We start from the raw sequence: 14,191 nt of genomic DNA on the forward strand, positions 1-14,191 counted from the left end.
CCTCGCGTTTCGGGTCTGCTATCGCATGAGCCACATCGCGTGCCTCCTGAAGAACTTGAGAGGAGGCATATCCCGAGAAGCGCATAAAACGGGTCAAGGCAACAGCGGCATCTATGGCCTCATGCGAGAGGGAACGACTTCCCTGAAGGCAGCGTCCGATCTGCTCTTCGATGTTGGCGATCTCTTCTGTGAGGCGCGTCATCGCTCTAGCACCAGTGCGCATGCCGATGGCGCTGCCTTCATCACGCGCAATCGCCAGGTAGAAAACCCGTGCTCGCTCAGCACCTAGGGAGGAAGGATCGACCGAGAGAGTGACCTGCTCGCGGAGCGGAGCCAGCATCCGGAGGCGAGGCCCCTCGAAAAATGCGAGTGCGACCTTGGCGAGCACGCTCGCAGCTTCAGGTCCCTCTCCTGGCAGGAGAGATGCCAGATCCGCCTGCGCAACCCCTGCTGGCAGCAGGGCCAAGAGGGCTAGGAGCCTTCGAGCCACATCGGTCATGCGAGGGCCATTCAGGGAGAGCTGAACAGCGGCGCCAAGGGCCGACATCCCAGGAAGCGAACCCCGCTTCTGTTGCCAGAGCTGCCACGTGAGTGACAGCGGATTACCTTGGGCACTCCGAGCCATGAGGTGGATGGCGAGTGGCAGCCCCTCCAACTCCGCGAGCAGTTGCGCAAGCAGCGAGTCGGCGCGATCCACATCCTGGGCAATGGAGCAGAAGAGGTCGCGCGCTGCAGCGGAATCGAGTGGAGTCACCTTGAGGGAAGGTGCCGAGCGGGGGATGAAGGGAGCTTCGTTACCGCGGACCGCGCAGACGAGAGCGAGGTGCTCGATGCCCCGAAGTTCCCGGAGCAGTTCCTCAGTTCCAGCCCTGTTCGAGTCCCAAGGCGTCTCGGCGTTGTCGAGGACGAGCAGGGAAGGAGTACCCCCCAGGTGCCGCTTCACGGCTTGCCAGAGGCCCGCCTCGGAGGTGACACCGAGCCTGGCGGCGATCGCGGCAACCATCAACTCGGTCGAAGCCGCGCCATCCAGGCGGACGAAGTACCGGCGGCTTCCGTATCGCCGTGTCACCTCAGAATGGTGGAGAGCCTCCACGGCGAGCGTGCTCTTTCCGATTCCAGGCGGGCCGAGAATCGTTATCGGGCGTGGGTCCTCCACTAGGAGCGCGGCGACGAGCTTCGTCACGAGGTCATCGCGGCCGAAGCAGTCTCCTTGCACAGGGATGGCCGGCGCCTCGAGATCCGCTTTGGACGAGTGGGATGCGCCTGAACCAGGCTTTCGCGGGCTCCCAGCAAAGTCCCGGTTCTCGAAGATGGGTCTGCGCGTCTGATCGAGCAGCGCGAACGAGCGCAGCTGCTTCTCGGCCTTCTCCCAGAGAGGCTTGAACGATTTCTTGAAGGCGGGCTGAGGACCGTGGCGCACGACGATGTCGTGGAAGACTTTCGTGTCGCCCGAGTCCAGGAACGAGGCCACACATCCAGCATCTGTCTGGGTGGCTTTGAACTCCCCTCGCTTGTAGGCCACGTCGAACTGAAGCAGCCACGAGGCCAGGAACCGGTTGAGGACACAGGCCCCAGGACTCAAGGGAGAGGAGTCCAGTCCGTTCAAGATCGCCGAGGTATCTGGGCGCAGTCGCTCCCGGAGGCGCTTGTCGAGCGGCTCGGGGACTCGGAGCCCGCAGTAGCGCTCATAGAGATCATCCGCGCTCAGGCGGTTTTGACGAAGCTCCTCTTCCGTGGCGAGGAGCTGGGACTTCACATCTTCCAGCGAAGGATCCGAGAGGAACTCCTGGACGATCCGCTCGTGGCGGAAGTCCGCAATGCGAATGCGGAAGAGGTCCACCAGCCCACCATCTCCGGTGCCCGAGACGAGGTAGTTGCGGCGTTCCGTCCGGTCTGAGGTGTCGAAGCGGTGATCCAGACCATCGTTCACCCAGTAGGAGCGGAACGGGGTGTCTTCCTGCTTTGTCTCGATGCCGAATCCGACCGCCAGGATGACAGCATCGAACGTCTGTTGATGATGACCTGTGTCGTTCCACTCCAGCTTGCGCTCGCGACTTGGAACCAGCCGCTGTTGCACATCTCGGACCTTGGGGTGAACAGCGATGCGGTATTGCGCGGCCATGGGCGTCCAACTGGCGAGCAGCTGTGTCGCCACATCCCCCGCCAGCCCCGCGCTCCAGTCGAGGAGCGGCAGTCCCGCGTGTTCGTTCTCCGAAGAAGCCTCGGGCCAGTCGTAGATGTGGGGGTGGAGCCACCTCAGCCGGTTGTTCCGGAACAGCAGGAGGAGCTCGGTCTGCTCCTCGAGCAGGGTGACCTCGCAGCCTCGGACGGCCGCTCCAGCGGCGGCAGTCATCCCGGCCGCGCCTCCTCCAACAATGGCGACGCGGGAGCCCGTCTGGAGCCGCTTCTCGGTGAAGAGCGCATGGATAAGGTTGAGAGCCCGGACCTGCTGGGAGTACAGGGTGACACGCCGCTCGAAGCAGCCGAGGACGAAGATCCCCGGCTCACCAGGCACCTCCATCTGCTTGAGGATTTCGCTCGGCGCCACCAAGAGGACTCCTTGCCCGCGGAGAGGTACTCCTTCACGAGCCGATCAACCACGAGGTCTCAGCATAGCTGGCAGCCACCATCAAGGAACGTGTAAGCCTCGGGGCGTACGTGTTGCTCCGGGTGCGCGGTGGAGCTTCACCCTCTAGGATGGCGCCTCCTCCATTCAACCTCGGGAGCACTGATGGCCGGCTGGCGCGTGTGGACAGGACTGATGTTGCTGGGACTCACCCTCGCTTGTGGCGGGGACGACGAGCAGCCACCCCAGGGGCCCCAGGGCACCCAGATCGACTGCACCTGGTTCGAGGGCGACAACTGCTACAAGCAGGCCCTCGCCTCCGTGAAGTCCTGCCTGCCGGACGATGCGGCCCTGGGCACCCTCTCCTCCACAGGCGACCGCTGCACCTACGCCTCCGGTCACACCGTCACCTTCAACAAACCCGTCAACCTGTCGGCCATGGACGACCCTGAGTGGGACTTCAATGTCTCCACCAGCGCCGGCCAGTGCGTCGGATACCACGAGACCTCGGGGGGCATCCGCCTGGAGACGCCCAGCGGCACGTTCATCGAGGACGCCTCCCGGGGTGCCCTGCAGCTCACCTGCCCCGACGGCAGCCAGTTCTACATGGCCAATGTCTTCGAGGCGCTCGAATGCGGCTTCGGAAACCTGCCCGGCTATGCCACGAGCTCGAGCTCAAACTCCGTGGTCTTCTCCTTCATCGGTGCTACAGACGGCAGCCTCAGCGTCTTCGAGTGCCGACAATAGGGGCGTACCGCGCAGACCCGGGATGGGGGCGGGACGAGAGAGCAACATGGCGGATACATCTCAGGGGCTCTGGGCCTCCGTGAAGGAGGCCCTCCAGGGCTCACATCAGGACTACACCGAAGGTTCTCTCCGGCGCTCCATCTTCCTGCTCTCCGTCCCCATGGTGCTGGAGACGGTCCTGGAGTCTGTCTTCGCGGTGGTGGACGTCTTCGTCGTGGGCCGGCTCGGGGCGGACGCCGTCGCCACCGTGGGCCTCACCGAGGCACTGATCACCATCATCTATGCCGTGGCCATGGGTCTGAGCATCGGTGCCACCGCCATGGTCGCCCGCCGCATCGGTGAGAAGGACAAGGAACAAGCCGCCCGCACCGCCGTGCAGGCCATTGGCCTGGGCTTGCTGCTGGGCCTTCCCATCTCCATCGCTGGCGCCCTCTTCGCCCGGCCGCTGCTGGAGCTCATGGGCGGCTCGCCCTGGGTGCTGGAGCACGGGGTGGGCTACACCCAGGTGATGCTGGCCAGCATGGTCAGCGTGGTGCTCCTCTTCCTCATCAACGCCATCTTCCGGGGCGCGGGGGACGCCGCCATCTCCATGCGCGTGCTGTGGCTGGCCAACCTCCTCAACATCATCCTCGCCCCATGCCTCGTCTTCGGGTGGGGGCCCTTCCCGGAGCTGGGAGTGCTGGGGGCGGGGGTGGCCACCACCCTGGGGCGCAGCGCTGGAGTGCTGTTCCAGCTCTTCTGGCTGGTGCGCGGCAGCGGCCACCTCCGGCTGCGGTGGGAGCACCTCCGGCTGGAGCCTCGGACGATGCTGACCATGCTGCGGCTGTCCGGCCTGGGCATGCTCCAGGCCTTCGTGGGCATGTCGAGCTGGGTGGTGCTGGTGCGCATCGTCTCCACCTTCGGCAGCGCGGCCACCGCGGGCTACACCATCGCCATGCGCATCATCATCTTCGCGCTGCTGCCCTCGTGGGGGCTGGGCAACGCCGCGGCGACGCTCGTGGGCCAGAGCCTGGGCGCGAAGAAGCCCGAGCGAGGCGAGCAGGCCGTCTGGACCGCGGCCCGCTACAACGTGGTCTTCCTGGGCAGCATCGGGCTCCTCTTCATCCTGGTGGCCAAGCCCCTCATCGGCGCCTTCACCCAGGACGCCGAGGCGGCCGCCTATGGCGTGGAGTGTCTGCGCATCGTGAGCGCCGGCTTCCTCTTCTATGCCTTCGGAATGGTGCTCGAGCAGGCCTTCAACGGTGCGGGCGACACGCTGACGCCCACGCTCATCAACCTTGGCTGCTTCTGGGTGCTGGAGCTGCCACTCGCGTGGGTGCTCGCGAACACCCTCCAGATGGGCCCTACCGGCGCGTTTCTCTCCATCACCGTCAGCTACTGCATCCTCGCCGTGGTGAGCGTGTGGCTCTTCCGCCAGGGCAAATGGAAGCTCCGCGTGGTGTAGCGCCTCGCGGGCCCGTGAGCCTGGCGCTCAGGGCAGGGCGATCTCGAAGCCGGTGCGCCCAGGGGGAAACGAGGCCCTCGGGCGGCTGGCCGGAGTCACCGCGTAGAGGTGGAAGTCCAGCCGGCGCAGCAGGAAGCCCTTCAGCGCCGGCGCCAGCGGATCCTCCTCACCCAGGTACAGCGTGAAGAAGTGGAAGCCCTGCCCGCGGTGGTCCGCGTACACCTGCTCCAGCAGCGCGCGGAAGATGGCGGGATTCTCCCCGGCGATGCTGGTGTTGCAGAGGTAGAAGGAGCGGAAGTCCTCGCCGGGCGCGGGCAGCCGCGGCGCTCCCACCACCGTGGCCAGCGCGTCGAAGCCCAGCCGCATCCAGCGCATCCCTCCCCGGTAGGCCCGCACCTGGTAGCGCTTCACCGCCGACGGATCCCACGCGGAGGTGCACCCCACCAGGCGCTCCTCCCGGTCAAAGGCGAGGTAGCAGCGCTCCACCGTCAGTCCTGGCCAGTGCGCGAGCCGGTGCTCCAGCTCGCCCAAGTCGTACCGGTAGCCAAAGGGCCGTGCGCGGTGGTCCACGTCCAGCAGCGCGGCCATGGCGGGCACGTCCTCGGGCGTGGCGCGGCGCACCGTGTACGGGCTCGGGCTCGGCTTGCGGCGCAGCACGAACTGGACGGACACGGCGGAGAAGCGGCGCAGCAGCGTGTAGTGCGGCTGGGCGGCCCGTCTCTCCTTGCGCTTCACCAGCGCCTGCAGCGCCGCGGCGTTGGTGGCCATCACCGCGGTGAGGAAGGCGCTCACCCCGTGGCGCTCGGCCGCCTCTTCCAGGATGGGCCCGTAGAAGCGCGCGAGTCCCCGGGTGCGGCGCGCGGAGAAGCGGGCACGCAGATCTCCCAGGTAGCCCACGCGGCACGGCTGCCCCTCCAGCCACCCCTCTCGCACGTGAATGGCGCCCAGGCCGTCGAGCCGGCCGCCCTCCTCGTGGACCCACACCTCGGTGCTCCCCCGCTGCAGCTCGAAGAGGGCGAAGTAGTCCGGCGAGCGCTGACTGGAGAGCACCAGCTCCCCCTGCATGGGAACCTCGCCGAACAGCTCCAGCAAGGCGGCGTTGTCCTCGGAGGTGGCGCGGCGCATGGGGCTCATGAGCGCGGCTCAGCCTGGCAGCAGCCTCCGGACTTCATGGGAGCGCGCAATCCGCTCAAAGAGGTATTGCCCGGGTTCACTGAGGGTGATTTAGCCTGCAGCCCCCCCTCTCGCCAGAACAAGGAAGCCATGAGCCCACGGTTGAACCTGTTGGCTCCCGAGGTCCGCGCCAACCCCTATCCCCACTACGCCGAGCTCCGGCGGACTGCGCCCGTATGTCAGGTGGATCCCGGCGGACTCTGGGCGGTGTCGCGCTACGACGACGTGATCGCCGTCCTCAAGAATCCCCAGCTGTTCTCCTCGGAGGGCATGCGGCGAGCCACCTGTCCGCCGTGGTTCGAGGAGGCCCCCTTCGCGCAGTCGATGATTGTCCAGGATCCGCCTGAGCATGGCCGGCTCCGGGTGCTCGTCAACCGCGCCTTCGGCCCCGCCGCCCTGAGCCGGCTCGAGCCCTGGGTCCGGCAGCGCTGCCAGACGCTCGTCGAGCAGCTGCCCGCCGAGCAGCCCCTGGATCTCATCGACGCCTTCACCCGCCCCCTGCCCGCGAGCGTCATCGGCGAGCTGCTGGGGCTGGAGGCCTCGCTCCAGCCGCTCTTCAAGCGGTGGGCGGATGATCTGACGAGCGTCTCCTCCGTGGCGCCGGGAGACACCGCGCGCAAGGAGGAGATCCGCTCCACCGCGCGGGAGGCGCGCCAGCACCTCACCGAGGCGCTCGCGCAGCGCCGCCGCAGCCCGGGAGAGGACATGCTGAGCGATCTGCTCGCCACCCGGGTGGAGGGCGAGGCGCTGACGGAGCCCGAGCTGATGAGCTTCCTGTTCCTCCTGCTCATCGCCGGCATGGAGACGACCATCCACCTGCTCAACCACTCCGTGCGGCTGCTCATGGAGTACCCGGAGGTGCTGGCGCGCGTGCGTGCGAACCCCTCGCTCCTGCCCAAGCTGGTGGAGGAGGTGCTGCGCTACGAGCCACCCGTCCACGCCATCATGCGCGTCACCACAGCGGAGACGGAGCTGAGCGGGGTGCGCCTGCCTCAGGGGGCGTGGGTGATGGCGATGCTGGCCTCTGCCAGCCGGGACGAGACGCGCTTCCCCCACTCGGAGCGGTTCGAGCTGGAGCGGCCAGGGCCCCAGAACCTGCCCTTCGGGCATGGCGTCCACTTCTGTCTTGGGGCGCCGCTGGCACGGCTGGAGGCGCGGCTGGGCCTCGAGGCGCTGCTGTCACGCTTCAGCGGCTTCGCGCCGCGAGGGCCCGTGACGTGGAACCACTCCCTGTCCGTGCGAGGGCCGAGGGTGCTGCCCGTGGAGCTGTTCCCCTCAACTTCCACGTACCGGTGAAAAATGCAGCCTGGGGAGAAGTCGGCTCCCCCCGCTTGCGAGCGCCTGGGAGGGCACGCTTAAGTCTGGGGCTCGGACGAAGCGCTCTCACGCCGCGACAGGGGGTGCGGGAGCAGAGGAGGCACGGGGCCTTGCCGCTGAGCTACTCCCTGGTGGAGCGCAGTCTGCTGAGAGATCGAGCGGGGTTCCTGATGCACGTGCGGGTGCCCCTGCTCGTCTGGGAGACGCCGCCGGCCTCCGCGCATGAGCTGGCCTGGGTGACCCAGCCCGGCGTCGTGCCCCCGCGCTCCCTGGCCTCCGAGCCGCTCATCTTCGAGGTGCAGAAGGGCGTACACGCGCGGCCCTCGGGCCTGGCCTTCGGCATCACCTTGGGCCGCGCGGCCAACAACGACATCATGCTGGATGACCCCACGGTGAGCCGCTTCCACGCGGCCCTCCAGCGGGATGAGCGCACCGGGGTGTGGTACCTGCATGACGCTGAGAGTCAGAACGGGACCTTCGTGGAGGAGGCGCGCGTGGATCCGCGCATCCCCGCCCCGGTGGCCAGCGGCGCAAAGCTGCGCCTCGGCGATGTCCGTGTGCAGTTCCTCCTCCCAGAGCCCTTCGCGGACTGGGTGCTGGCGCGCTCCTCGTAGAGGGCGAGAACACGGGGGCTCCTGATTTCTGATGCCCCCCGTTCTTGTATCTAATGAGGCTCTGGTCTAGAGGTCTCGCGCCACTCCCCCCTGGGACCGCCCCGGTCCCATGTCCTGCAGTTCCCCCATCAGGAGAAGCAGTAATGCGCCACGCCATGAAGTTGACCGCCTGTCTCGCGCTGCTCTTGGCAGCGGTGAGTCAGGCGATCGTTCCCCCCCAGCCCGGTCCCAATTCGCTCGCGAACAAGGCCTTCTTCAAGCCAGGGCTCTACCTCCCCATCACCAACACATCGCTCCAGGAGGCCCAGGCCAGGATGTCCTCGCTGAGCGCGGGCGCCTGGGAGGACTTCTTCGCGCGCAACGGGAGGGCCTTCAACGTCTACGTGGATCTGCGCACGGGCGCGGCCACCTCCCTCCAGGGCTCCATCCCGCTCATCCCGGGCAAGGGGACGGGCAACCAGGTGACGCTCCGCAGCCTGCAGCAGACGCTCGGGCGCGGCGTCACCCAGGTGGACGCGGCGGTGGTGGGCGATCTGATCGTCAAGTTCATCGCGGACAATGCGGCGGCCCTGGGCGTGGACCCGGTGCAGCTGGGTGAGCCTCGCGTGACGCAGGTGTCGGACGTGCTGTGGCAGATCCACATCCCGCAGCAGGTGAATGGCGTGCCCGTGCGTCACGCGCGGGTGGCGGCCACGATCAACAGCGGCAACCTCATCCTCGTGGGCACCGAGGCCTGGGCCAATACGAGCGTCTCCGTCAAGCCCGCGGTGACGGCCGATGAGGCCATGGGGTTCGCAGGGGACTACCTGGGCCTGTACGAGACGCCGGGAGCCCTGTGGCAGCAGCCCGAGCTGGAGATCCTCCCCGAGGCTCGCCAGGAGCAGCAGAACGGGCAGACCTTCATCGGGACGTTTGGCCAGGGCTATGCCCACAAGCTCGCGTGGACCTATGGCTTCCAGCGCCCGAATGAGAACGAGACGTGGAAGGTGTCCGTGGACGCGCAGACGGGCGAGGTGCTCGCCGTCGAGGACAGCAACCACTACTTCGACGCCAAGCTCAAGGGAGGCATCTACCCGACCACCAACATCGGCATCTGCCCCACGGAGGCGACGTGCGGCACCCTGCAGCCCGACTCGCCCATGCCGTGGGCGGACACGGGCTTCCCCGCGCCGAACAACTTCACGGACGCCGCCGGCGTGTATGACTACTCCGGCTCGGGGACCGCGAGCACCACGCTCAACGGCAGGTACGTGAAGATCAACGACACCTGCGGGCCTCCCACGTTCAGCTCGCCCACGGGCAACATCGACATGGGCGGCGTGAACAACGATCACGACTGCACCACGGGCGGTGGCGGCGCCGGCAACACGGCCGCGTCGCGCTCGTGCTTCTACGAGATCAACAAGCTGGCCGAGCAGGCCCGCGGCTGGCTGCCCACCAACACGTGGCTGCAGGGGCAGGTGCCTGCCAACGTCAACCTCACCCAGACGTGCAACGCCTTCTACAGCCCGTCCGCGGGCACGGTGAACTTCTACAAGAGCGGCGGCGGCTGCCGGAACACGGGCGAGATCGGCGCCGTGTTCGATCACGAGTGGGGCCATGCCATTGACGACAATGACTCTGGCGGCGCGCTGAGCAACTCGAGCGAGGGCTACGCGGACATCGTGGCCATCTACCGCCTGCAGACCTCGTGCGTGGGCTACGGCTTCTTCCAGACGCTGGATGACGGCTGCGGCCAGACGGGGGATGGGACGGGCTACAACACGAACGAGGCGCAGACCGGCGCCGCCTGGTGCGCCACGGAGTGCTCCGGCGTTCGCGACGCGGACTACCTGAAGCACAACCCCAACCTGCCGCAGACGCCGCAGAACTTCACCTGCTCGCGGTGCAGCGCCAGCACCGGCCCGTGTGGCAAGCAGGTCCACTGCGCCGCCGGCCCCACGCGTCAGGCGGCCTGGGACTTCGTGGCGAGGGATCTGCGCGCGGCACCCTTCAACTACGACTCGAACACGGCCTTCCTGGTCGCCAACAAGGTCTTCTACCAGGGCAGCGGCAACGTCGGCACGTGGCACGGCTGTGACTGCACCGCGAGCACTGCGGACGGCTGCGGCGCGACGAACGGCTACATGCAGTGGCTGGCGGCGGATGACGACGACGGCAACCTGGCCAACGGCACGCCGCACATGTCGGCCATCCACGCGGCCTTCAACCGCCACGGCATCGCCTGCAACACGCCGGCGCCCGTCAACAGTGGCTGCTCCGGGAGCTCGGCCACGGCGCCCTCCTCCTTCGCCACACCGGGCGAGGGCTCGGTGGACCTGAGCTGGACCCCGGTGAGCGGCGCCAGCGAGTACTGGGTGATGAAGACGGAGGGCTACGCGGGCTGCAACTTCGGCAAGGCGAAGATCTCCACCGTCACCGGCACCAGCTTCACGGACACCGAGGTGGCCAATGGCCGGCAGTACTGCTACTCGGTTGTCGCCGCGGGCTCGAACTCCGCTTGCTACAGCCCGGCCAGCACGTGCAACTGCGTGACGCCGGCCTGCTCGCCGCCCACCAGCCTGCCGTCCCTGGCCGGCCCGAGCGATGGGAGCACGGGCGTGGACTTCTTCGCGACGCTCGACTGGAGCGATGTGGAGGGCACGAGCTACGAGGTCCAGGTGGCCACGGACGCGAGCTTCACCACCGTGGTGCGCGCCGCGCAGGCGCTGGACGCCAGCGAGTGGAGGATCACTCCCGGGCTGGCGCCCACCACCGAGTACTTCTGGCGCGTGAGGGCCGTCACCTCGTGCGGTGGCGCCAGTGCCTGGTCCACGCCGGGCTCCTTCACCACGCGCGAGTGCGTCACGCTGGCCACGCCGTCGGCGATCAGCCCGGCCCCTGGGGCTACGGGCGTCGCGAGTGCTCCCGTGCTCGATTGGAGCGACGTTCCGCTGGCCTCCGGCCACGAGGTGCAGGTGGCGCTCGATGCCAACTTCAGCACCGTGGTGGCGTCGTCGACGAGCCTGACCGACAGCACGTGGACGGTGTCCCCGGCGCTGAGCCCGAACACCCAGTACCACTGGCGGGCGCGCGTGAAGGACATCTGTGGCCCGAGCGCGTACGCCACGGCCAGCTTCACCACGGCCAACCTGTGCTCGCCGTCCTCCGCCATCTTCAACCCCAACTACCAGGCCCCGTACTGCGCCACCGGGTGCGGGTGTGACAGCGTGACGCTGGTCCGCGGTCGCGGCAACACGGGCGGTGGTGGCTACGAGACCAACGCACCCAACACGATCAATGACTCGTGCCGGGACGGCAACTCCGGGCTCTTCCACGTGGACGAGAGCATCGACAAGCTGGTGCTCCGGAGCGTGGACCGCAGCATCATCGCCCCGGGCACGTCGGTGAAGCTGGACGTGACGGCGTGGTGCCAGAGCTCGACGGACCGCGTGGACCTGTTCTACGCGACGAACGCGGCCTCGCCGTCCTGGAGCCCGCTGGCGACGAACCTGGCCTGCACGGGCTCTGGGCAGAGGGTGTTCTCCCGGACCTTCAACGTGGGGGGCACGGCAGGGGCGCACGCCATCCGGGCGCAGATCCGGTACGGCGGTCTGTTGAACACCTGCTCCGCTGGCAACTACAACGAGCGCGATGACCTGGTCTTCACGGTCGCCGCGCCAGTGGCACAGGCTCCCGTGTCGGGTTCGACGACGCAGGGGCGGAGCATCCCGGGGCGCTGAACCTCGATCAGTCCTCCTCCTGGGGCTCGCTGATCCGGGAGGAAGGGCTGCTCTGAAGTGGCCATGAGGGGAGGGCTCCTGGGGAAACCTGGGGGCCCTTCTCGCTTGCGGGCATCGTGGCCGCCTGCTCCCTGGCCGGGTTCCTCACTGGGGTACACTGCGAGGCATCATGAAACGACGGCTGGCTGTGCTCGTGGTGCTGGGAGCGCTTGCGGCGCTCGCTGGCTGTGGGCTCTCCGACGGGCCTGGGACAGGCGCTCCCGATGCGGGTGGCGTCCCCGATGGGGGAGGCGATGGCGGCACCCAGACGGACCGCGAGGTGACGTGGTACCGGGACGTGCTGCCCATCGTCCAGGCGCGGTGCCAGGAGTGCCATGTCACGGGCGGCATCGCTCCCTTCGCGCTCACCACATACGCCGATGCGAAGGCGATGCACACGTCCATGGCCAGCGCGGCCACGACCCGGCGCATGCCTCCGTGGATGCCCGAGGACTCCTGCCGCTCCTACGTGGGCTCCCGGCGGCTGTCGCAGGCGGAGATCGACACCCTGGCCGCCTGGTCCAGCGCGGACGCTCCCGAGGGAAGCCCGGCGGATGCGCCTCCTCCGCCCACGGCCTCGGGAGGACTGCCCTGGGTGGATGTGACGCTCGATGCAGGTGGGGACTACACACCTACGTCCGTCCCCACGGATGACTACCGGTGCTTCGTGGTGGATCCGGGGCTGACGCAGGACCGGGACGTCATCGGCTACGACATCCTGCCGGGCGTTCGCAGCCAGGTGCACCACGTCATCCTCTACGTGGCCACGAAGGCCCAGGCTCAGTCGAAGGATGGCTCGGAGGCGGGGCTCGGCTGGACGTGCTACGGCGGGCCGGGGACGTCCTCGAGCAAGATGCTGGGTGGGTGGGTGCCTGGCTCGGGTGCCACCCGCTTCCCGGCGGGGACAGGCATCCGGCTCAAGGCGGGCGAGGTGATCGTGCTGCAGGTCCACTACAACACCAGCCAGCAGCTGGCCCGGCCGGACCGCACGGTGACGAAGCTACAGTACTCCCAGCAGCCCGTGCCGAGCGTGGCGACCTTCGTTGCGCTTGGGCAGGGGCAGTTCTCCATTCCCCCGCGCGCCACAGGCTACTCGGCGAGCAACACACTGGTCGCTGCTGCCAACGCCCGGGTGTACGGCGTGCTTCCCCACATGCACACGCTGGGGAAGAGCATCCGGGTGGAGAACACCTCCAAGGGGCAGTGCTACATCGACATCCCGCGCTGGGACTTCCACTGGCAGCAGCTCTACTTCTTCACGCAGCCCCTCCAGGTCTCGGCCCAGAACAGCCTGAAGCTGACGTGCACCTGGGACAACTACACCGACCGGACCGTCACCTGGGGCGAGGGCACCGCGGACGAGATGTGCCTCAACTACTTCTACGTGACCGTGCCGTGAGGCTGGACGGGGAGTCCAAGGTTCATCCCTGCTGAACTGGCCGAGGGCTCCCGCCGGCGCGCTCTGGCCGAACCTGTCTGCTTGTCTGACAGGTTTGCCAGGCGCGCCGCCAGCGGGGGCTGCCTCAGAACACGAACGGGAAGCGGACCGGGCCGCCCTGCTCGCGGTGCTTGGGGAAGCTCCAGGAGCGGATCTTCTCCTCGAGGCAGAGCGCCAGCGGAGTCCCCTGGTAGCCAGCCGTCTCGGTGAACACCTCCGTCACCTTGCCGCTCGGCAGGATGTTCCAGCGCACCACCACCCGCCGGTGGCCCTCCTCGGACTGAAGCTTCTGCGCGCTCACGCACGAGGTGATGTCGCTCTTGTTCGAGACCACCACGGAGAAGATGTCGGACTGAGAGAGAGTGACAGCGGGCTCCACCAGCTGCGGAGCCGGCGGGACCCAGACCGTGCGCTTGGGAGGCGTGGCCCGCTTCGCGGGGTTGGTGAGCTCACGCTCGAACTCCTCATCCAGCCCAAGGTCCTCGTCCTCGTCCTCTTCGACGCGCCCCGTCTGGGAGTCCCCGCGCCTCTCGGCCAAGGGATCCGTCTGAGTCGACACCTCCGCCTTCGCCAGCTTCTGCATGGGAGGATCCGGCAGCACCGGGCGCACGGGCGCGGTGGCACGCTGCGGAGCCTCCAGGGCCTCCGTCTCCAGGGGCATGGGCTTGGGGAGCGGCGTGGGCGCAGGGGCGGGCTTCAACGAGGAAGCGGCGCCACTCAGGCTCGAGCCCGCGCCAATGGCCGGCACGCGGATCGCGTCTGCACCGAGAGTCGGCGCGCGGACCGGGTTCGCACCGAGCGCAGGCACGCGGGTGGAGTCCGAGCCAGAGGCGGGCGCCCGGGTGGAGTCCACGCCGGGAGCCAGCGCTCGAGTGGAGTCCGCGCCGAGGGCCGGCACGAGGGCCGTGGCATCGTTCTTGGGAGCCAGGGAAGTGGGGAGCGCCACCGTGCCCGTTGTGGCCGCGGCTGCGGCCGGGATCCCAGCAGTGTCAGCGGACGTCGCCTCCTGGGACGAGGCGCTGCGCGAGGGCATGCCCAGCGTGCCCGACAACCCGAGCAGCCACACGGCGAAGGCCACGAGCATTCCGCCTACGATTCCGCCGCCGAGCGCGAGCCACGCGCCCCCGCGTA

General features: G+C 68.1%; 9 protein-coding genes. 6 read left to right on the plus strand and 3 right to left on the minus strand.

Annotated elements, in window-relative coordinates; genetic code table 11:
* Positions 1-2,548: ATP-binding protein (locus tag VD972_RS38340; protein ID WP_324993784.1), on the minus strand; the 2,548-nt coding region annotated here is incomplete at its 3' end.
* Positions 2,549-2,731: 183 nt separating this feature from the next.
* Between VD972_RS38340 and VD972_RS38345 the strand changes: the two genes are divergently transcribed.
* Together VD972_RS38345 and VD972_RS38350 are read left to right on the plus strand one after the other, a co-directional pair.
* Positions 2,732-3,313: a hypothetical protein gene (locus VD972_RS38345; RefSeq protein ID WP_324993785.1), complete on the plus strand. Its 582-nt coding sequence runs from the start codon at positions 2,732-2,734 to the stop codon at positions 3,311-3,313.
* A 46-nt stretch (positions 3,314-3,359) separates the two neighbouring features.
* Complete coding sequence (locus VD972_RS38350; protein WP_324993786.1) at positions 3,360-4,757, plus strand: MATE family efflux transporter; 1,398 nt, start codon at positions 3,360-3,362, stop codon at positions 4,755-4,757.
* A gap of 27 nt (positions 4,758-4,784) precedes the next feature.
* Here VD972_RS38350 and VD972_RS38355 read toward each other — a convergent pair whose 3' ends face one another.
* Positions 4,785-5,891, minus strand: a complete 1,107-nt coding sequence (locus tag VD972_RS38355; RefSeq protein ID WP_324993787.1) for a hypothetical protein — start codon at positions 5,889-5,891, stop codon at positions 4,785-4,787.
* Positions 5,892-6,020: 129 nt separating this feature from the next.
* On the opposite strand from VD972_RS38355, the gene VD972_RS38360 reads away from it, so the two are divergent.
* The 4 genes from VD972_RS38360 to VD972_RS38375 all read left to right on the plus strand — a co-directional run bounded on the left by VD972_RS38360 (position 6,021) and on the right by VD972_RS38375 (position 13,021).
* Positions 6,021-7,226: a cytochrome P450 gene (locus VD972_RS38360; RefSeq protein ID WP_324993788.1), complete on the plus strand. Its 1,206-nt coding sequence runs from the start codon at positions 6,021-6,023 to the stop codon at positions 7,224-7,226.
* A gap of 131 nt (positions 7,227-7,357) precedes the next feature.
* Positions 7,358-7,861: an FHA domain-containing protein gene (locus tag VD972_RS38365; RefSeq protein ID WP_324993789.1), complete on the plus strand. Its 504-nt coding sequence runs from the start codon at positions 7,358-7,360 to the stop codon at positions 7,859-7,861.
* Positions 7,862-8,004: 143 nt separating this feature from the next.
* Positions 8,005-11,583 (plus strand): endopeptidase, encoded by a 3,579-nt coding sequence (locus tag VD972_RS38370; protein WP_324993790.1) that lies wholly within the window; start codon positions 8,005-8,007, stop codon positions 11,581-11,583.
* 169 nt (positions 11,584-11,752) lie between these two features.
* Positions 11,753-13,021 carry a hypothetical protein gene (locus VD972_RS38375; protein WP_324993791.1) on the plus strand — a complete coding sequence of 423 codons (1,269 nt, stop codon included), beginning with the start codon at positions 11,753-11,755 and terminating at the stop codon, positions 13,019-13,021.
* 124 nt (positions 13,022-13,145) lie between these two features.
* Here the strand turns inward: VD972_RS38375 and VD972_RS38380 are convergent.
* On the minus strand, positions 13,146-14,191 hold a 1,046-nt coding region (locus tag VD972_RS38380; protein WP_324993792.1), incomplete at its 5' end, for an AgmX/PglI C-terminal domain-containing protein.

Source organism: Hyalangium sp. (assembly GCF_035629615.1).
GTDB lineage: Bacteria > Myxococcota > Myxococcia > Myxococcales > Myxococcaceae > Hyalangium.